The sequence below is a fragment of the Pseudomonas sp. TE3644 genome (genome assembly GCF_056278815.1).
The window spans coordinates 764,833-784,093 of the sequence record NZ_JBWBQF010000001.1 but is presented as its reverse complement, the minus strand read 5'-3'; the positions used below and the strand labels follow the sequence as shown (position 1 = coordinate 784,093).

The window sequence follows — 19,261 nt, the reverse complement described above, 5'->3', positions numbered from 1 at the left end:
AAAACGTGTAGCGCCGCGTCAGTTCAGGTAAGGGGACCAGGACGGTTCTCTGACTTCGCCTTGAGCGGTAGGAAGCGGGAGCCTCACGCGGCCGTTTAGCGACACGAGCATCAAGACTCCCCGGCCCTGCTGGCGGGTGGCGTAGATTACCATGGTGCCGTTGGGCGCAACAGTAGGCGACTCATCAAGACTCGAATCTGTGAGGATTTTTACACTTCCACGCTCAAGATCTTGCGAGGCCACCTTAAAGTTGGTGAAACCGTCCTGGCGATGGATCATTACCAGGGTCTTTTCATCGGCGGAAAGTTTAGGGTTGGCGTTGTAGTTACCAATAAAGGTAACGCGAGTGGCACCGCCACCGCCCAGGGACTGTTTATAGATCTGAGGTTTGCCACCGCGGTCGGAGGTGAAGTAGATGGTGCGACCATCCTTGCCCCAGAACGGTTCGGTATCAATGGACGGATCGTTGGTCAGGCGGGTCAGGCCACGCGAGGCCAGGTCCATCACGTAGATCTCCGGGTTGCCGTCCTTGGACAGCACGAACGCCAGCTTGCTGCCGTCAGGCGAGAACGCCGGGGCACCGTTGAGGCCTTCGAAGTTGGTGATCTGCTGACGGGCGCCGGTGTCGACGTTCTGCACGAAGATGCGCGGACGCTTCTGTTCGAACGACACGTAGGCAATGCGCTTGGCATCGGGTGCATAACGCGGCGACAGGATCGGCTCGCGCGATTGCAGCAGGGTCACGGCGCGGGCGCCGTCGTAGTCCGAGCGCTGCAGGGTGTAGCGGGTGCTGTTGGTGCTGAAGCGTTCGGCCGTTACATAAAGGAGGCGAGTGGAGAACGCGCCCTTGATGCCGGTCAGCTTCTCGAACGACTGGTCGGAGATGTAGTGCGCCATGTCGCGCAGTTGATCCACGCTACCCGACACGCTGCCGGTCAGCACAGGCTGCTGGCTGCTGACGTTGAGCAGTGCGTACGACACCTGCAGGCGGCCGCCCGATGGGACGATGCTGCCGACCATGACGTACTGGGCGCCCAGGGCCTGCCAGTCGCGCCATACCACTTCGCTTGGCTGCGACGGGGTGCTGATCATGTTCTGCTTGTCGATCGGCGAGTAGTAACCGGAGTTACGCAGGTCGTTGCCGATGATCTGGCCCATGTCCTCGGGCAGCACGGAGCCGCCCTGGAAGCCGAAAGGCACGACGGCAATCGGGGTGGCCCGATCGCTGCCGCTGGTGACCAGAATGTTCTTTTCATCTGCCTGGGCAACGGCTGCAACGCAGCACAGTGCAACCAGCAGTCCTCGAAGAAGGTTAATCACAAGGCAAGGTCCTCAGGGGTGAATGTCATCTTGAAATTGCGGTAAGGGTTGAAATCACTTGGTTTCAGGCCCTGCATTTCGGTTAAACGACCAATATTCTTGACCGCAGCCACTGCCGACGCATCGAACGGACCGTCACCGCTGGACTTGGCCACGGTCACGTTGGTCACGGTGCCGTCAGGCAACATGTTGATCTGCAGTACCACTGTCATGTTCTTGCGCGCCGAGGGTGGACGAGTCCAGCCTTCTGCCGCACGCGAACGGATCAGGTCATCGAAGTTGCCGGCGGTTTCGTCGCCCTGCTCGTCCGCCAACGCCTGCTGACGCTGTGGCGTATCGGACAACAGGTCGGCCAAAGCCTGCGCCTTCTTGTCTTCAGCAGCCTTGCGGGCAGCAGCCTGAGCCTTTTTCTTGGCATCGTCGGCAGCAGCCTTCTTCGCGTCTTCGGCGGCTTTCTTCTTCGCTTCCTGAGCAGACTCGGCAGCCTTCTTGGCGTCATCCGCGGCTTTCTTCTTGGCGTCCTCGGCTGCTTTCTTCGCAGCTTCGGCAGCCTTCTTCGCGTCTTCCTCGGCTTTTTCCTTGGCGTCTTCTTCAGCTTTCTTCTTGGCGATGTCGGCCTGCTCGGCTTTCTTGGCCTCGGCAGCCTTCTTGGCGTCGTCGGCCTTCTTGGCAGCATCCGCCGCGGCCGCCTTGGCCTCGTCGGCAGCAGCCTTCTTGGCGTCATCGGCCTTCTTGGCTTCCTGGACTTTTTGAGCGGCTTCTTCCTGCTTTTGTTCCGCGGCCTTCTCAGCTTGCTCCTGCTTCTCCTGCTCTACCTTTTTCTGCTCCATCTGCTCGACTTCGGTCTGTTTGGCAGCCGATTTCTTGGCCTCCCCGGCAATCTTCTGATTGGTCTGGGTGGTGGCCTGGCTCTTGGACTTCAGCTGGTACAGCGTAGCCTGAACGATGGGCCTGGCAGGGGGCAGATCCGGGGTCATGGCAAAGCTTACGAACAGCATGCCAAAAATCAGGATATGCAGCGCAATGGCCCAGACACTGGGCCAGAAATAGCTTTCCGAGGCGGAGGGCTCTCGTTGTCGCATCAGGGCGCCTCGGTAATCAGGCCAACGTTACCGACACCTGCCTTCTGCAACCCGCCCATGGCACCCATCACGGCGCCGTAGTCCACGGACTTGTCGCCGCGAATGAATACCTGGGTGCGTTTGCCGCCTTCGTTGCCGGCGCGAATGATCTTGGTGACGGCGTCGGTCATGGCAGGCAGGGTCATTGCCTTGTCCTGCACCTTGTCGGTATCGACCTGGCTGCCAAGGTTCCAGTAGTAGGTCTTGTCGGCCTTGATCGAAATGGTCAGGACCTGGGTGTTGTTGTCCTGCGGCAAGGCTTCGCTGGAAACCTTGGGCAGGTCAACCTTCACGCCCTGGTTGAGCATCGGTGCGGTGACCATGAAGATAACCAGCAGTACCAACATCACGTCGATGTAGGGCACCACGTTCATCTCGGCGACCGGCTTGCGTTTCTGGCGAACTCGGGCCATGGGTAATTACCTGCTCACTCTTCGCTGGTGTGCACTTTACGGTGCAGGATGGCCTGGAACTCGTCAGCGAACGTGTAGTAACGGCTGATCAAGGTTTCGCTGCGGGCGGCGAAGCGGTTGTAGGCGATCACCGCCGGGATGGCCGCGAACAGGCCGATGGCGGTGGCCACCAGGGCTTCGGAAATACCCGGGGCAACGGTGGCCAGGGTGGCCTGCTGGGCGCCGGCCAGGCCACGGAAGGAGTTCATGATGCCCCACACGGTACCGAACAGGCCGATGTACGGGCTGACCGAACCTACGGTGGCCAGGAACGGCAGGGTCTGTTCCAGCTTCTCTTCTTCGCGGGAGATGGCGACGCGCATGGCACGGCCTACACCGTCCATGACCGCGTCAGGGTCGACACCCGGCTGCTGGCGCAGACGCGAGAATTCCTTGAAGCCGGCACGGAACACCTGCTCCACGCCCGAATCCGGGTCTGGGTTGCTGCCCGCCTGGCGATACAGCTTGGACAGGTCAATACCCGACCAGAAACGCTCCTCGAAGGTATCCAGGGCACGGCGGCCGGCACGAATCAGTGCGCTGCGCTGAAAGATCATGACCCATGAAGTGACCGATGCGGCTACCAGAATCAGCATCACCAGCTGTACAACCACGCTGGCATTGCTGACCAGGCTCCACATGGAGGTATGGTCGACGACGTTAGCTTCCACGCTTAATCTCCTGCTTTTGAGTGTGTACCCGGGCCGTCTGCGTCGGCGAAGGCCGCGCGCAGAGCTTCGGGAATGGCCCGGGGTTTGAAAGTATCGGCGCGCACGCAGGCCACCAAAAACTGCCCTTCGCAGAGCAGCGTCATATCCGCTGCGCGCCAGACCTGCTGCTTGAAGCGCAGGCTGGCACGGTTCAATTCAATTACGTGGGCCGTGACGAGCAACTCGTCGTCCAGACGGGCCGGCACCAGGTAGCGTGCCTCGCTGGAATGCACCACGAACAGCAGGTTCTCGCGTGCCAGAACCGACTGCACGTAACCCAGTTCACGCAGCCTTTCGGTGCGTGCCCGCTCCATGAACTTGAGATAGTTGACGTAATAAACGACGCCGCCCGCATCGGTGTCCTCGTAATAGACGCGACAGCGATGTGCGAACGACTCAACCCCATTTTGCGCGCGCATACTCTAGTGCTTACTCCTCAGGTTGCCAATCCGGCCAGGCAACTGTTTTTTAATCGTTTTTGCGCCGTTCAGGTGGGGCAAAAGGCTGCTTGCACCCTAGGACCGCAAAAACCTCAATTAAATCGCCATCATGGCGTTATTCATCACTCGAATCGACGAACTGCTCGCTTGCAGGCATTTCGCCCAGGCGGTTGGGAATATTCAAGCCGAAATGCAGGTACGCATGGCGGGTTACCACCCGCCCGCGCGGGGTCCGCATGATGTAGCCCTGCTGGATCAGGTAGGGCTCCAGCACGTCCTCGATGGTGTGGCGCTCTTCGCTGATGGCTGCGGCCAGGCTGTCGACGCCCACCGGGCCGCCGTCGAACTTCTCGATCATGGTCAGCAGCAAGCGCCGGTCCTGATGATCGAAGCCACGTTCGTCGACATCCAGCAGGTTCAGCGCCAGGTCGGCAATCGGCTTGGTGATATGGCCCTTGCCACGCACTTCGGCGAAGTCGCGCACGCGGCGCAACAGACGGTTGGCGATACGCGGCGTGCCGCGGGCACGACGGGCGATTTCGAAGGCGCCCTGCTCCTCGATGGGCAAGCCGAGAATGCCGGCAGAACGGCTGACAATCGTCGCAAGGTCCGCCGTGCTGTAGAACTCCAGGCGCTGAACAATGCCGAAACGGTCGCGCAGCGGGTTGGTCAGCATGCCGGCGCGGGTGGTGGCCCCGACCAGGGTGAACGGCGGCAGGTCGAGCTTGATGGAGCGCGCCGCCGGCCCTTCACCGATCATGATGTCCAGCTGGAAGTCTTCCATGGCCGGGTACAGCACTTCTTCGACGATGGGCGACAGGCGATGGATTTCGTCAATGAACAGCACGTCATGCGGTTCGAGATTGGTCAGCAACGCCGCCAGGTCGCCCGGACGCTCCAGCACGGGGCCGGAGGTGCTCTTGATCGACACCCCCATTTCCTGGGCGATGATGTTGGCCAGGGTGGTCTTGCCCAGGCCCGGCGGACCGAAGATCAGGGTGTGGTCCAGGGATTCGTTGCGCCCACGGGCGGCCTGGATGAACAGTTCCATTTGCTCGCGCACGGTGGGCTGGCCGATGTAGTCGGCCAGGCTGAGCGGGCGGATGGCCCGGTCTTGCTGTTCTTCCCGGTCGCGGCCACTGGTGGCGGCGATCAGGCGGTCGGCTTCGATCACTTAAATCATTCCCCTCAGGGCGTGGCGGATCAGGTCTTCGCTGCTCAGGCCCTTGGTCTTGATGGCCGAGACTGCCTTGCTGGCTTCCTGAGGCTTGTAGCCCAGCGAGATCAGCGCGCTGACAGCGTCGCTCTCGGCGCTGGGCACCGGCGCAGCGGTGTTGGGGCCGGTCGGCATCAGTTCGAACATCGCCGGCGCGGTTTCCCAGGCCTTGAAGCGGTCCTTGAGCTCGACCAGCAGGCGTTCGGCGGTCTTCTTGCCCACACCGGGCACCTTGGTCAGCGCGGACGCATCCTGGGCCTGCACGCACCGCACCAGCTCATCCACATCCAGGCTCGACATCAATGCCAGAGCCAGCTTGGGACCTACGCCATTGAGGCGAATCAGCTCGCGAAACAGCTCGCGCTCGCGCTTTTCAAAGAAGCCGTAGAGTAACTGAGCATCCTCGCGCACCACCAGATGGGTGTGCAAAGTCACCGCCTGACCGACCGGCGGCAGGCGATACAGCGTGGTCATCGGCACTTCCAGCTCGTAGCCCAGGCCGTTGACGTCGAGAATCAGGTGCGGTGGCTGCTTTTCCGCCAGGGTGCCGCGCAAGCGTCCAATCACGTTTCAATCCTATGTTCGATACCAGGCAAGCAATGCTCGCCATCATTGCAGGCCCGGCGGGCCATGCAAGTCAAAAATCTTCAGCAGATGATGCTATCAGAGCCGCAGGCGGCCACCGCGGCTGCGCGCCGTGCCCAAACCATGGGGAATCAGGCTGGAACGGGTGTGGGCATGGGTCAGGGCAATGGCCAGGGCGTCGGAGGCGTCGATCTGCGGCTTGGCCACCAGTTTGAGCAGGTGCATGACCATCATCTGCACCTGTTCCTTGTTGGCGCCGCCGGTGCCGGCCACGGCCTGCTTGACCTGGGTGGCGGTGTACTCGGCCACTTCCAGGCCCTCTTCCATGGCCGCGACAATGGCGGCACCGCGAGCCTGGCCCAGCTTGAGGGCGGAGTCGGCGTTGCGCGCCATGAACACTTTCTCGATGCCCATGGTCACCGGGCCGTAGGTCTGGATCACTTCGCGCACGCCGCGAAAGACGATTTGCAGGCGGTCCTGCAGTTCGCCACTGCCGGTACGGATGCAGCCCGAGGCCACGTACTCGCAGCCACGCCCGGTGTCACGCACCACACCATAGCCGGTAATCCGCGAGCCGGGGTCAATACCAAGAATTAACGTCATAAAGCCTGCAGCTGGAAAGTTGCCGAAAAGCAGAAACCGGAACGGCAAAGCCGCGCCTCAATGACGCGATTCTGCCGCTCCGGCCTCAAGAGTAGAACGTAGCGCTGGATCAGCCGAGCTTTTCCATCACCTCGTCCGGGATCTGCGCGTTGGAATAGACGTTCTGCACGTCATCCAGGTCCTCGAGCATGTCGATCAGCTTGATGACTTTTTCCGCGCCATCCAGGTCGAGTTCGGCGCTGGTACTGGGCACCATGACGATCTCGGCGTCGGTGGAGTTGAAGCCCGCCGCTTCCAGGGCGTTGCGCACCGCGTAGAAGCTGGCGAACGAGGTGAACACGTCCATCGAGCCATCTTCGTGAGTGGTGACGTCGTCGGCATCGGCTTCCATGGCCGCTTCCATCAGCGCATCTTCGTCGGTGCCCGGCGCGAAGGAGATCTGCCCTTTGCGCTCGAACAGGTAGGCCACCGAACCGTCGGTGCCCAGGTTGCCGCCCGATTTGCTGAAGGCGTGACGCACGGCAGCTGCGGTACGGTTGCGGTTGTCGGTCATGCATTCGACCATCACCGCCACGCCGCCCGGGCCGTAGCCTTCGTAGCTCAGCTCGACCATGTCGTCGGTAGCAGCCGCACCGGTACCGCGGGCCACGGCGCGATCGATGATGTCGCGGCTCATGTTGGCGCCCAGGGCCTTGTCCAGGGCCAGGCGCAGGCGCGGGTTGGACCCCGGATCACCACCACCCTGACGGGCGGCGACGGTCAGTTCGCGAATCCACTTGGTGAAGATCTTGCCTCTCTTGGCATCCTGACGCTCTTTGCGGTGCTTGATGTTCGCCCACTTGGAATGGCCAGCCATAACAACTCCGAAATTCTCTTATTACGCAATTGCGTGAGTGGATTTGGTGTGGGAGCGGGCTCTGCCCGCGAAGCGAACACCGCGGTGCCTGCTTCGCGGGCAGAGCCCGCTCCCACACAAACCTGCTCACGCCAGGCCGCCCTTTAAAGGCTCAAGCCTGCCATGTAAAAAGCGCATCCGAAGATGCGCTCTGTTTCAGCCTTTACTCAGCCTTTGGCTGTTCGCGCAGGCGGATGTGCAGCTCGCGCAGGGCCTTGGCGTCGACCAGGCCCGGGGCCTGGGTCATCACGCACGCGGCGCTCTGGGTTTTCGGGAACGCGATCACTTCACGGATCGACTGGGCGCCGGTCATCAGCATTACCAGACGGTCCAGGCCGAAGGCCAGGCCACCGTGCGGCGGTGCGCCGTACTTCAGGGCGTCCAGCAGGAAGCCGAACTTCTCTTCCTGCTCTGCTTCCTCGATACCCAGCAGGCGGAACACCGCCTGTTGCATTTCCTTGCGGTGGATACGGATCGAACCGCCACCCAGCTCGGTACCGTTCAACACCATGTCGTAGGCGCGCGACAGGGCGGTGGCCGGGTTGGCTTCCAGCTCTTCAGGCGTGCACTTCGGCGCGGTGAACGGGTGGTGCAGCGCGGTGAAGCTGCCGTCTTCGTTCTCTTCGAACATCGGGAAGTCGACGACCCACATCGGCGCCCACTCGCAAGTGTGCAGGTTGAAGTCGTTGCCGACCTTCAAACGCAGGGCACCCAGGGCTTCGCTGACGATCTTGGCCTTGTCGGCGCCGAAGAACACGATGTCGCCATCGACCGCGCCAACGCGATCCAGGATGGTGTTCAGCGCAGCTTCAGGGATGTTCTTGACGATTGGCGACTGCAGGCCCTCAACGCCCTTGGCACGCTCGTTGACCTTGATGTACGCCAGGCCCTTGGCACCGTAGATGCCGACGAACTTGGTGTAGTCGTCGATCTTGCTGCGCGGCATGCTGGCACCGCCAGGTACGCGCAGGGCGGCAACGCGGCATTTAGGGTCGTTGGCCGGGCCGCTGAACACCTTGAATTCCACGTCCTTGAGCTGGTCGGCAACGTCCACCAGTTCCAGCGGGTTGCGCAGGTCCGGCTTGTCGGAACCGTAGCGGCGCATGGCTTCTTCGAAGGTCATGTGCGGGAATTCGCCGAATTCCAGGTCCAGCACTTCCTTGAACAGGTTGCGGATCATGGATTCGGTCAGGCCCATGATGTCCTGTTCGTTGAGGAAGCTGGTCTCGATGTCGATCTGAGTGAACTCAGGCTGACGGTCGGCACGCAGGTCTTCGTCGCGGAAGCACTTGGCGATCTGGTAGTAGCGGTCGAAGCCGGCCACCATCAGCAGCTGCTTGAACAGCTGAGGCGACTGCGGCAGGGCGAAGAAGCTGCCGGCGTGGGTACGGCTAGGCACCAGGTAGTCACGGGCGCCTTCAGGGGTGGCGCGGGTGAGGATCGGGGTTTCGACGTCCAGGAAGCCGTTCTCGTCCAGGAAGCGACGGATGCTGGTGGTCATGCGCGAACGCAGACGCAGCTTCTCGGCCATTTCCGGACGACGCAGGTCGATGAAGCGGTAGCGCAGGCGGGTTTCTTCGCCCACGTCGGAGAATTCGTTCAGCGGGAACGGCGGGGTTTCGGCTTCGTTCAGCACTTCCAGCTCGTAACCCAGGACTTCGATCATGCCCGACGCCATGTTGGCGTTGCCGGCACCGGCCGGACGCAGGCGGACCTTGCCGGTGACCTTGACCACGTATTCGCTGCGCACACGGTCGGCAACGGCGAAGGTGTCGGCGCGATCCGGGTCGAAGACCACCTGGGCCAGACCTTCACGATCACGGATATCGAGGAAAATCACCCCGCCATGGTCGCGACGGCGGTGGACCCAGCCGCAAAGGGTGATTTCCTGACCGTCCAGGGTCTCGTTCAGTTGGCCGCAATAATGGCTGCGCATCATGATGGTGGTTTCGCTTCTCGTATTCGGTATTCGGGGAAGGCCTTGCACGCCCTGACTGGGGCTAATAGTGCAAGACCTTGCGGGTGCAGTTCAACTCAGTCGGCCTTGTCGCCGCCCGCCAGATTCTTTTTGCTGCCGGTCTTGAAGTCGGTTTCGTACCAGCCAGTGCCGCTGAGGCGGAAGCCTGGCATGGAGAGCAGCTTCTTCAGCTCCGGGGCCTGACAGGCCGGGCAGTCCGTCAGAGGCGACGCACTGATCTTCTGAATGACTTCCATCTGGTGACCACAGGAAGCACATTGATAGTCATACATGGGCATGGGAATGTCTCGGCAACAAATACACAGCACAGGCCGCGCCACGCGGCAAAGAGCGGGATTATATCCTTATACCGCGCGACTGTGCAGCCGTGGCGACGCCCCGAACGTCGCCCACCCCCTCAATGCGCCGTGCCACAGCGGTTGAGCAGATGCACCACGCACACCACGCGCACCAGCCCGCTGAAATTCTTGACCCCGCCGTGGCGCAGATGCACCTCGCGATCGACATGGGACAAGATGGCATTGACCGAACAGTCATTGGCCACGGCAATGCGCTCCAGAATCTTCCAGTACACCCGTTCCAATCGCAAACAGGTGGCAAAACCGTTCAATCGCACGGAGCGGGATAACGGCTGCGCCAACCCCATATTGAAATCCGCCACGAATGGATCCTCAAGTATCTTGCCGGTACGGGAGAGCGAGCGAGTACGTTGAATAATTTCGCTGGACATAATGTGCACCACATCCTTGTGTAGAAAAACACTTAGAAAAAACAAACATAGTTTTATCAGTTCCCTCCCCCATGAGGCCTTAACTATATATTCAGTGCCAGCAGAACAAACACTTGCGCGCGTAGGAACAAGCCGCCAAAGACCCGGAAATAGTTTACCGAGGCAGGCACCCAACACCCCTGAAAACCACGCCGCACGCCACGGATTTCAAGGCATGCAGGCAGGTGCGCAATTCAGGAAAAGCGCACTCGGCAGCAAATGATTCCAGGCCATTACCCACTCACCCTGCGCGCGATTTACAGCACACCCAAGATCCTGATTCCTACTACAGGCAATGCACTTTTCTTATTGCCCGGCTGGCGCCTAGTTTCAACTGGACATCGCCAGCGCAAACGTTTGAGCCGCCCCTTGCACAAATGACCGTCCGATCCGCTGATTTGAGTAGCCACAAGCTTTGCTGTTAAATAGAAGCCCTGCACCGCGCGCACCTTCATCTCGTGCCGGTCGCAGGCTGCATGCGTCCCGTGAACTGCGTCTCATTTTGTTCCGATGCGCACCGTGACGCGCCAGCTCTTCCTCGTGATCCGTCTGAACGTGAGTTAATAAAATGTTGAAAATCGTCCACCTCCTAACGGGTGCCGCAGCCTTGCTGCTGTCCTTCATCCCCAGTCTGCGGGCCGAAGCGGTGCCTTACCTGCAACAACCCGATGCCATCTACCTGGCGCTGTTCGGCCTGCTCAACCTGACCCTGGCGCCAGTGATTCCTTATTGGAACAAAGGCCCACGTCACCAACTGCAAAACCTGGTCAGCATGTTGCTGGTACTGGCCGTTGTGCTGCAGACCGTGACCCTGCTGGCCGAATGGACCAGCGTGGCGGGGTTCGCCCCGATGCTGCCCGCCCTGGCCTGCGCCCTGCTGGCGGTCGTGCTTCACCTGGCCGTCAGCTTCTACAAATCGTCACCTGGCACCGCCGCACCGTCGTACGACATGACCAACCGTGATACCGGTACCGTGAAGTGGTTCAACACCTCCAAGGGCTTTGGTTTCATTTCCCGCGACTCGGGCGACGATATCTTCGTGCACTTCCGCGCTATCCGCGGCGAGGGTCACCGCGTACTGGTCGAAGGCCAGCGCGTGGAGTTCTCGGTCATGAACCGTGACAAGGGCCTGCAGGCCGAAGACGTGATCGCCGCCTCGCCGCGCCGCTGATCACGCCAGCAACAAAAAACCCGCGTCCGGCCTTGGCCGAACGCGGGTTTTTTATGGCTACGGGACCTCAATAATGGGGCGGCGGCGCTTCCTGCTCGCCCATGCCAAACTGCCCCACCATCTCTTCCTGCCGCTTGAGCAGCGCAGCCATCTGCAATTGCAGGCGCTCGACCTGGCGCTGCTGCTGCACCAGCTCATCATTGAGCGCCTGGATGGTGTCGTCCTGGAAAGCCAGGCGGGTTTCCAGTTCCATGACCCGGGCTTCAAGCGTCATGGTCGGCCTCCAGGAAAACAAAGTCAGCGGTCAGCACCTGCTGCAGGCGCTGACGAATCGCCACAACTTGTTCATCGGTGTATGCCTGCGCGGCAACTTTGCCCCACACTGGCGCTGGCCATGCGACATCATCCTTGTGACGAACTATCACATGCATGTGCAGTTGGCTGACAACATTACCCAAGGTCGCGACATTCATCTTGTCAGCGGCAAAACTGTCCTTGAGTACTTGGGCAAGAAAGGTGGTTTCCTGCCACAGCTGGAATTGATCGGTGTCACTGAGCTGAAACAGCTCGCTGATACCTTCGCGGCGTGGCACCAGAATAAACCAGGGATAATTGGCGTCATTGCTCAGCAACAGGCGACTGAGTGGGAAGTCGCCGATGACGAGGGTGTCGTGCTGCAGGCGCGAATCTAAAGAAAACACCGCGATATCTCCGGCAAGGTGAACATTTTTTTAGGCCCATGCACCAGGGAAGGCCCATGAGCGCACAGGATACCCCTGATCGACCGCCGGTTCACGGACAAAGCCTGCAAGCGCCCCCGCACGGCCCGCGCACCAGCAAAAACCGTGCACCGCGCAGGTGCATCACGCACCACGAAAACCCGATGTTGCGTGACCCATCGGGCACGCCAGGCACCCTCGGCAAAACGCGGCGGCGCAATCGTTCGCGACTGACATCCCCCCGCCACCCCGGCGGGTTTGCCAAAGTGCAACTGTGGGCTAGGCTGCCATGGGCAACCGCTACTTTTCGCACCAAAATGGGCCAGAGTGAGTAAAGCCAGTGCGCCAGTCACGCCTAAAATTCCCACTTTTGCCGGACAACGGTAACGCTTTGCGGGCGGCGGAAAATACACCGCGATCACGCGAGCGCCGTCAAGTTCCCCGGCCGCCCCCCGATTTCATGAGGCGCGGCAGCCAAAACGCAAAAAAAGTGAAAAAAATGTCATGCCATGGCACGTTTGGGCGCGCTTGTTGCATTCCTACCCAGCCAAGTCCACAAGCCCCCGGAAACAGGGTGACGAGAGACAACTAACAACAGCAGCACGAAGGAACCATGCAGTTTTCAATAGGGAGCTTAGAATTATTTATCCTATGCTCAAGCCCTTGAAAACAGCGCTGAAGTTGGGCAGCTTTGTTGATCGAAAGCTGTGATTTGCGACAGGCATGGAAGGTTTTGCGACAGCCTCGTAAAGAAGCTGAAAGATTGAGCTGAGAAGTATCGCCATAAAGCGTCAGCGTGATATAAGTTTGCGCGGACACAAAAAGAAAGAGCCGCCCAGATAATAAACCAGGTGGGACGGCAGTACTCTTCCTAAAAACCAAAGGAGCAAATCACGATGAAAGTGATTAAGTGGAGCGCAATCGCACTGGCAGTTACCGCGGCTAGCTCGCAACTGGCTAGCGCCGCAGCATTCGTTAGCGATCAGGCAGACTCCAAGGGCTTTGTCGAAGACAGCACCCTGAACCTGCTGCTTCGCAACTACTACTTCAACCGCAACAAGAAAGGCGGTTCTGCGGACGACAAAGACTGGTCGCAAGGCATCCAGGGCGTCTTCACCTCCGGCTTCACCCAAGGCACCATCGGCGTCGGCGTTGACGCATTCGGTTACCTGGGCCTGAAACTGGACGGCGGCGCTGGCCACTCCGGCTCCAACAACCTGACCACCGAAACCGTCATCAATGATGACGGCACCACGTCGCCAGGCAAGAACCACGACAGCTACGGCAAAGTCGGCGCAGCCGTCAAATTCCGTATCTCGAAAACCATGCTGAAAATCGGCGACCAGCAGCCTTCCACCGCTCCGGTGTTCGCTGTTGGCGGCTCGCGCCTGACCCCGCAAACCGTGAGCGGCATCTCCCTCATGAGCAGCGAAGTCAAGAACCTGGACCTGGAAGGCGGTCACTTCTACTCCGGTACTGGCCCGAACACCACCAACCGTGATGGCGACCTGTGGGCTACCTACGCAGGCGTGCCAACCAAATCGGCCGATTACGCCGGTGGCAAATACGCGTTCAGCGACGCCTTCACCGCCTCGCTGTATGCCGCCAAGCTGGAAGACATCTGGAACCAGTACTACACCAACCTGAACTACGTACTGCCACTGTCCGACGCCCAGTCGCTGACCTTCGACTTCAACTACTACCGCACCACCGATACCGGTAGCGCGAACGCCGGCACCATCGACAACAACACGTTCTCGCTGTCGGCCGCCTACTCGTTCCTGTCGGCACACACCATCACCCTGGGCTTCCAGAAGGTCAACGGCGACACCCCGTTCGACTACATCGGTGTGGGTGACAAGAACAACGGTGGCGACTCGATCTTCCTGGCCAACTCGATCCAGTACTCCGACTTCAACGGTCCGGGTGAAAAATCGTTCCAGGCTCGCTACGACCTGAACATGGCTACCTTCGGCGTCCCAGGCCTGAGCTTCATGGCTCGCTACGCCCACGGTGATGACATCGACGGCACCAAAATGGCCGCTGACAGCCCATACCGTGCTTACGGCTATGGCGAAGACGGCAAGCACCACGAAACCAACGTCGAAGCCAAGTACGTAGTACAGGAAGGCCCAGCCAAAGACCTGTCCTTCCGTATTCGTCAAGCATGGCACCGTGGCAATGCTGACCAGGCCGAAGGCAACATCGACGAGTTCCGCCTGATCGTCGACTACCCACTGTCGATCCTGTAATACCAGGGCAAACGCCCACGGTACCGACAGCTATATAAAGGAAGCCCGGCTCATGCCGGGCTTTCCTTTTTGTGCCCTGTACGTCACCGGGCGTGCACCGTACAATGCCCAGCTTCAATAAAATTCAGCAACAGACACGGCCTATCATGCGCACCAGTCAATATTTGCTCGCCACCCAGAAAGAAATCCCCAACGACGCGGTCGTGATCAGCCATCAACTGATGCTGCGCGCCGGCATGATCCGCAAGCTTGCTTCGGGCCTGTACACCTGGCTGCCGATGGGCCTGCGCGTGATGCGCAAGGTGGAAAACATCGTGCGCGAGGAAATGGACGCCGCCGGCGCCCTGGAAGTGCTGATGCCCGGCATCCAGCCTGCCGAGCTGTGGCAGGAATCGGGCCGCTGGGAGCAATACGGCCCCGAGCTGCTGCGCCTGAACGACCGTCACGGTCGTGATTTCTGCGCCGGCCCCACCCACGAAGAAGTGATTACCGATCTGGCGCGCAACGAGCTGAACAGCTACAAGCAGCTGCCGATCAACCTGTACCAGATCCAGACCAAATTCCGCGACGAAATCCGTCCGCGCTTCGGCCTGATGCGCGGTCGCGAATTCATCATGAAGGACGCCTACTCCTTCCACGCCGACCAGGCATCGCTGCAGCAGACCTACGACCGCATGCACCAGGCGTACTGCAACGTGTTCACCCGCCTGGGCCTGAAATTCCGCCCGGTTGAAGCCGACAACGGCTCCATCGGTGGCGCGGGCTCCCACGAGTTCCACGTACTGGCCGAGTCCGGCGAAGACGACATCGTGTTCAGCGATACCTCCGATTACGCCGCCAACATCGAGAAGGCCGAAGCCATCCCTCGCGAGACCTCCCGTGGCGCCGCCACCGAGGAACTGCGCCTGGTGGACACGCCGAATGCCAAGACCATCGCCGACCTGGTGGAAAACTTCGGCCTGGCCATCGAGAAAACCGTCAAGACCCTGATCGTCCACGCGGCCGAAGAAGGCAAGCTGATCGCCCTGGTGATCCGTGGCGACCACGAGCTGAACGAAATCAAGGCCGGCAACCACCCGCTGGTAGCCAGCCCGCTGGAAATGGCCAGCGACGCCGAACTGCGTGACGCCATCGGCGCCGGCGCCGGCTCCCTGGGCCCGCTGAACCTGCCGCTGCCGTGCATCATCGACCGTTCGGTCGAGCTGATGAGCGACTTCGGCGTGGGCGCCAACATCGATGACAAGCACTACTTCGGCGTGAACTGGGAGCGCGACCTGCCGGTTCCGGAAGTCGCCGACCTGCGCAACGTGGTAGAGGGCGACCCAAGCCCGGACGGCCAGGGCACCCTGGTGATCAAGCGCGGCATCGAAGTGGGCCACATCTTCCAGCTGGGCACCAAGTACAGCGAAGCCATGAAGTGCCAGGTACTGGGCGAGAACGGCAAGCCTGTCACCCTGACCATGGGCTGCTACGGCATCGGCGTTTCCCGCGTGGTGGCTGCCGCCATCGAGCAGAACAACGACGCCGGCGGCATCATCTGGAACGACACCCTGGCGCCTTACCAGATTGCCCTGGTGCCGCTGCGCTACGAAACCGAGCAGGTACGCGAGGCGACTGACAAGCTGTACGCCGACCTGACCGCCGCCGGTTTCGAAGTGCTGCTGGACGACCGCGACAAGAAGACCAGCCCCGGCATCAAGTTCGCCGACATGGAACTGATCGGCATTCCTCACCGCATCGTCGTCAGCGATCGCGGCCTGGCCGAAGGCAACCTGGAATACAAGAGCCGCACCGAAGGCGAGGCTCAAGCCATTCCGGTCGCCGACGTGCTGTCGTTCATCCAGGCACGCGTGCGTCGCTGATTCCAGACACGAGACCCCATGTATAAGCAAAGTGGCTTGAAACTGGGGGGCGCCGCCTTGTGCGGCGCCCTGATGCTGAGCGGCTGTGCCAACCACTTGTCACAGCGAAGCGAGCATGACGAGCGGGTCGAGCGCAAGCTGCTCGACCATACCCTGCAGATCGATGCCGGCAGCCCCGCCGCCCTGGAGCTGCCGCAACGCAAGGTACGCATCCGCGAACAGAAGACCTTCGAGGTCACCGAGTTCGAGGTCACGCGCCGTTATGATCGCTACACGCCCTACCAACCCTGGCGCGAACTGTACGAAGTGCCGCTGGGTGCGGTGGCCGTGGTGGCCGGTGTGGGCGCCAACGTGGTCAACGTGCTGATGTTTGGGCAGTTGCCCGACAGCGTCACCAAGGACTGGATCAACTACGGTTTCGCCGGCCTCAACCCGTTCATGAACGTGCAGTCCAATGGCCGCGCCCAGCAGAACCTTGCCGGCGTGGACCAGGTGCAGAAGGACAAGCGGCTGGAAACCACCAGCCTGCCGTGGGGCGAGCGACCGGTTGAAGTGCAATCGGGCAAGCAGACCTATGAGCTGACCACCGACCGCAACGGCGTGCTCAACGTGAACCTGCTGGACAGCCCGTTTGCCGATCAGGACCTGAAAAACGTCAATCAGCTGAAGATCAGCGTTGAAGATGCGGACGATAACGTGCGTGCTGACTCGACACTGGGCCTGGGCAGCGACTTGCGCGGCAAGCTGGTTGAGGCCCACGCCTTGATTTACGACGATCTGGAAGGCGAAGACGTGCGGCAATGGGTGCATCGGGTCAAACGCCTGTCCGACCTGGGCATGGAAGAGGAAGCCAGCGAACTGGAGCAGAGCCTGATCGAGCTGACACGCAATGACCCGGAGCTGCAGCAGCAGTTTTTGAAGTCGTTGACCCGTGATGCGGGGCGATTGGTGGCTGATCCAGGCCTGTAGCCCTGTAGCCGCTGCCGCCAGGCTGCGCTGGCCCGCATCCCAACTCAGAATTTACCTGTGTATGGGCGGGCCAGCGCAGCCTGGCGGCAGCGGCTACAGCTTCAACTAAAACAACTCCAACTGCTCCAGCGCCCCACGCAAATCCTGCAACCGCACCCCAATCCCCAGCAGCCGCACCGGCTTGCCGCCCCGCGCCACCGCCTGCGCCAGCAATTGCTGGTAACTCTCCAGGTCCCTGCCCGCCCCCGCCTGTTCCAGCGTGGTCTGGGTGAAATCATGAAACTTGACCTTCACGAATGGCTTGCCGGCTTTATAGCTGCTGTCGATGCGCCCCATGCGCGTGGCCAGGGTTTCCATCAGCTCAGGCAACTTGGCCAGGCACGCCGTCACGTCCGGCAAGTCGGTGTCGTAGGTATTCTCGACGCTGATTGACTGGCGCCGACTGTCGTTGTGCACCGGGCGGTCGTCGATACCGCGCGCCAGGTTCCACAGCCGCTCGCCAAAGCTGCCGAATTCACGCACCAGGGCCAGCTTTTTCAAGTCGCGCAATTCCAGACACGTACCGATGCCCAGGCGCGCCAGCTTGTCCGCCGTGACCTTGCCTACGCCATGCAGCTTGTTGACCGGCAGCGCGGCGACGAAATCCTCGACTTCGTTGGGCGTCACCACAAACAGCCCATTGGGCTTGCGCCAATCACTGGCAATCTTGGCCAGGAACTTGTTGGGGGCCACCCCGGCAGACACTGTGATGTGCAACCGGCGTGCAACCTTGCGGCGGATATCCTCGGCGATACGCGTGGCGCTGCCGGAAAAATGCGGGCAGTCGGACACGTCCAGATAGGCTTCATCCAGCGACAACGGCTCAATCAGCTCGGTGTATTCGCGAAAGATGCCGTGGATTTCCCGCGATGCTTCCTTATAGGCGTCCATGCGCGGCTTGACGATGGTCAGGTCCGGGCACAGCTTCTGGGCGTGACGCGACGACATGGCCGAGCGCACGCCGTAGGCACGCGCTTCATAGTTGCAAGTCGCGATCACCCCGCGGCGATCCGCCGAGCCGCCGACGGCCAGGGGCTTGCCCGCCAGAGTCGGGTCGTCCCGCATCTCGATGGCTGCGTAAAAGCAATCGCAGTCGACATGGATGATTTTGCGCTGTGTCATGACCCGGCGTTCTGTCTATAAAGGGAGCGCTTTCCTACAAAGCGTGCCACCAGTATCTCACTCGCTTGGCTTGGATGGCAGGCTTGCGACCTGCGTTGAATTTATTTTCTCAATCAAAAGCAAGCCTGCAATAGGCTTGAGAGGCCCGGCCTGTATGGCCTGCGCCCCTTTCAGAGCACCCTAAGCAATTGAACGAAAAGACTTTTCCCGAAACTGGCATTTGACAGCCCAGGGGAATTCTGTAGAATCAACTCCACAGACGCGGGATGGAGCAGTCTGGTAGCTCGTCGGGCTCATAACCCGAAGGTCGTCGGTTCAAATCCGGCTCCCGCAACCAAACATCAAAGAAGGCCACTTGAAAAAGTGGCCTTTTTTGTTTGTCTTGAGTTTACCCCTTCCCGTAGCCGCTGCCGAAGGCTGCGCTGGCCCTAAGCCCTACTGAAGATCTCCAGGGCTCACTCAGGCCAGCGCAGCCTGGGGCAGCGGCTACGAATATGCTGATAAGTCAGATACTTGCACCATGCGTACAATTTTGTCGAAGGTTGACGATAACAGTTGACACACGCACGCTCTGCTGTAGAATCCGCCCCCACAGACGCGGGATGGAGCAGTCTGGTAGCTCGTCGGGCTCATAACCCGAAGGTCGTCGGTTCAAATCCGGCTCCCGCAACCAAACATCGAAGAAGGCCACTTGAAAAAGTGGCCTTTTTTGTTTGTCTTGAGTTTACCCCTCCCGTAGCCGCTGCCGAAGGCTGCGCTGGCCCTGTGCCTCACTGAAGGTCTTCAGGGTTCACTCCGGCCAGCGCAGCCTGGCGGCAGCGGCTACGAATATCCTGAGAAGTCAGATACTTGCGCAAACCGTGCCAGTTTGTCGCAGGACGGCAATAACAGTTGACACCCCACCGCCCTGCTGTAGAATCCGCCCCCACAGACGCGGGATGGAGCAGTCTGGTAGCTCGTCGGGCTCATAACCCGAAGGTCGTCGGTTCAAATCCGGCTCCCGCAACCATATATCGAAGAAGGCCACTCGCAAGAGTG

The 19,261-nt window shown here is 60.6% G+C and carries 19 protein-coding genes and 3 tRNA genes; 7 read left to right on the top strand and 15 right to left on the bottom strand.

The annotated features are described in order from the left end of the window. Positions 1 to 18: 18 nt before the first annotated feature. The 12 genes from tolB to ACZ9GA_RS03460 all read right to left on the bottom strand — a co-directional run bounded on the left by tolB (position 19) and on the right by ACZ9GA_RS03460 (position 10,050). Positions 19 to 1,320, bottom strand: a complete 1,302-nt coding sequence (gene tolB / locus ACZ9GA_RS03515) for a Tol-Pal system beta propeller repeat protein TolB (RefSeq protein WP_027978758.1) — start codon at positions 1,318 to 1,320, stop codon at positions 19 to 21. Continuing rightward, positions 1,317 to 2,405: a cell envelope integrity protein TolA gene (tolA, locus tag ACZ9GA_RS03510; RefSeq protein WP_457363585.1), complete on the bottom strand. Its 1,089-nt coding sequence runs from the start codon at positions 2,403 to 2,405 to the stop codon at positions 1,317 to 1,319. The genes tolB and tolA overlap by 4 nt, the downstream gene beginning before the upstream one ends. Further along, positions 2,402 to 2,854: a protein TolR gene (gene tolR / locus ACZ9GA_RS03505; RefSeq protein ID WP_455923768.1), complete on the bottom strand. Its 453-nt coding sequence runs from the start codon at positions 2,852 to 2,854 to the stop codon at positions 2,402 to 2,404. The genes tolA and tolR overlap by 4 nt, the downstream gene beginning before the upstream one ends. Positions 2,855 to 2,868: 14 nt before the next feature. Continuing rightward, positions 2,869 to 3,564: a protein TolQ gene (gene tolQ / locus ACZ9GA_RS03500; protein ID WP_027978760.1), complete on the bottom strand. Its 696-nt coding sequence runs from the start codon at positions 3,562 to 3,564 to the stop codon at positions 2,869 to 2,871. A 2-nt stretch (positions 3,565 to 3,566) separates the two neighbouring features. After that, positions 3,567 to 4,022, bottom strand: coding sequence for a tol-pal system-associated acyl-CoA thioesterase (ybgC, locus tag ACZ9GA_RS03495; protein ID WP_027978761.1), 456 nt, complete (start codon positions 4,020 to 4,022; stop codon positions 3,567 to 3,569). 136 nt (positions 4,023 to 4,158) lie between these two features. Continuing rightward, complete coding sequence (ruvB, locus tag ACZ9GA_RS03490; protein ID WP_457357058.1) at positions 4,159 to 5,217, bottom strand: Holliday junction branch migration DNA helicase RuvB; 1,059 nt, start codon at positions 5,215 to 5,217, stop codon at positions 4,159 to 4,161. Further along, complete coding sequence (ruvA, locus tag ACZ9GA_RS03485) at positions 5,218 to 5,826, bottom strand: Holliday junction branch migration protein RuvA (RefSeq protein ID WP_457357060.1); 609 nt, start codon at positions 5,824 to 5,826, stop codon at positions 5,218 to 5,220. 96 nt (positions 5,827 to 5,922) lie between these two features. Next, positions 5,923 to 6,447: a crossover junction endodeoxyribonuclease RuvC gene (gene ruvC / locus ACZ9GA_RS03480; RefSeq protein ID WP_455923764.1), complete on the bottom strand. Its 525-nt coding sequence runs from the start codon at positions 6,445 to 6,447 to the stop codon at positions 5,923 to 5,925. Between the two features lie 109 nt (positions 6,448 to 6,556). Beyond that, the gene (locus tag ACZ9GA_RS03475) at positions 6,557 to 7,303 is read right to left on the bottom strand and encodes a YebC/PmpR family DNA-binding transcriptional regulator (protein ID WP_457357062.1); all 747 of its coding nucleotides are present in this window, start codon (positions 7,301 to 7,303) and stop codon (positions 6,557 to 6,559) included. A 202-nt stretch (positions 7,304 to 7,505) separates the two neighbouring features. Continuing rightward, positions 7,506 to 9,281 (bottom strand): aspartate--tRNA ligase, encoded by a 1,776-nt coding sequence (aspS, locus tag ACZ9GA_RS03470; protein ID WP_457357064.1) that lies wholly within the window; start codon positions 9,279 to 9,281, stop codon positions 7,506 to 7,508. Between the two features lie 95 nt (positions 9,282 to 9,376). Then, positions 9,377 to 9,598: an FmdB family zinc ribbon protein gene (locus tag ACZ9GA_RS03465; RefSeq protein WP_008366515.1), complete on the bottom strand. Its 222-nt coding sequence runs from the start codon at positions 9,596 to 9,598 to the stop codon at positions 9,377 to 9,379. A gap of 119 nt (positions 9,599 to 9,717) precedes the next feature. After that, complete coding sequence (locus ACZ9GA_RS03460) at positions 9,718 to 10,050, bottom strand: ribbon-helix-helix domain-containing protein (RefSeq protein WP_457357066.1); 333 nt, start codon at positions 10,048 to 10,050, stop codon at positions 9,718 to 9,720. A gap of 607 nt (positions 10,051 to 10,657) precedes the next feature. Here ACZ9GA_RS03460 and ACZ9GA_RS03455 point away from each other — a divergent pair. Then, a complete protein-coding gene (locus ACZ9GA_RS03455) occupies positions 10,658 to 11,260 on the top strand; it encodes a cold shock domain-containing protein membrane protein (RefSeq protein WP_457357068.1) in 603 nt (200 codons plus the stop codon). Positions 11,261 to 11,327: 67 nt separating this feature from the next. On the opposite strand, the gene ACZ9GA_RS03450 is transcribed toward ACZ9GA_RS03455, so the two are convergent. Continuing rightward, positions 11,328 to 11,534, bottom strand: a complete 207-nt coding sequence (locus ACZ9GA_RS03450) for a SlyX family protein (protein WP_457357070.1) — start codon at positions 11,532 to 11,534, stop codon at positions 11,328 to 11,330. Beyond that, on the bottom strand, positions 11,524 to 11,961 hold the full coding sequence (locus ACZ9GA_RS03445; RefSeq protein ID WP_457357072.1) for an HIT domain-containing protein: 438 nt from the start codon (positions 11,959 to 11,961) through the stop codon (positions 11,524 to 11,526). Before ACZ9GA_RS03445 ends, ACZ9GA_RS03450 begins: the two co-directional genes overlap by 11 nt. A gap of 914 nt (positions 11,962 to 12,875) precedes the next feature. On the opposite strand from ACZ9GA_RS03445, the gene ACZ9GA_RS03440 reads away from it, so the two are divergent. From ACZ9GA_RS03440 to ACZ9GA_RS03430, 3 genes are all read left to right on the top strand, one after another. Then, complete coding sequence (locus ACZ9GA_RS03440) at positions 12,876 to 14,231, top strand: OprD family porin (protein WP_457357074.1); 1,356 nt, start codon at positions 12,876 to 12,878, stop codon at positions 14,229 to 14,231. 146 nt (positions 14,232 to 14,377) lie between these two features. Further along, a complete protein-coding gene (locus ACZ9GA_RS03435) occupies positions 14,378 to 16,093 on the top strand; it encodes a proline--tRNA ligase (protein ID WP_457357076.1) in 1,716 nt (571 codons plus the stop codon). A gap of 18 nt (positions 16,094 to 16,111) precedes the next feature. Further along, positions 16,112 to 17,062 (top strand): hypothetical protein, encoded by a 951-nt coding sequence (locus ACZ9GA_RS03430; RefSeq protein WP_457357078.1) that lies wholly within the window; start codon positions 16,112 to 16,114, stop codon positions 17,060 to 17,062. A gap of 105 nt (positions 17,063 to 17,167) precedes the next feature. On the opposite strand, the gene dinB is transcribed toward ACZ9GA_RS03430, so the two are convergent. Then, positions 17,168 to 18,223 (bottom strand): DNA polymerase IV, encoded by a 1,056-nt coding sequence (gene dinB, locus ACZ9GA_RS03425; protein ID WP_457357080.1) that lies wholly within the window; start codon positions 18,221 to 18,223, stop codon positions 17,168 to 17,170. Between the two features lie 260 nt (positions 18,224 to 18,483). Here dinB and ACZ9GA_RS03420 point away from each other — a divergent pair. The 3 genes from ACZ9GA_RS03420 (at position 18,484) to ACZ9GA_RS03410 (ending at position 19,232) form a co-directional block, all read left to right on the top strand. Next, a tRNA-Met gene (locus ACZ9GA_RS03420) sits at positions 18,484 to 18,560 on the top strand. A gap of 259 nt (positions 18,561 to 18,819) precedes the next feature. Then, positions 18,820 to 18,896: transfer RNA gene (locus tag ACZ9GA_RS03415), tRNA-Met, on the top strand. Positions 18,897 to 19,155: 259 nt separating this feature from the next. Further along, positions 19,156 to 19,232, top strand: a tRNA-Met gene (locus ACZ9GA_RS03410). Positions 19,233 to 19,261: the final 29 nt, after the last annotated feature.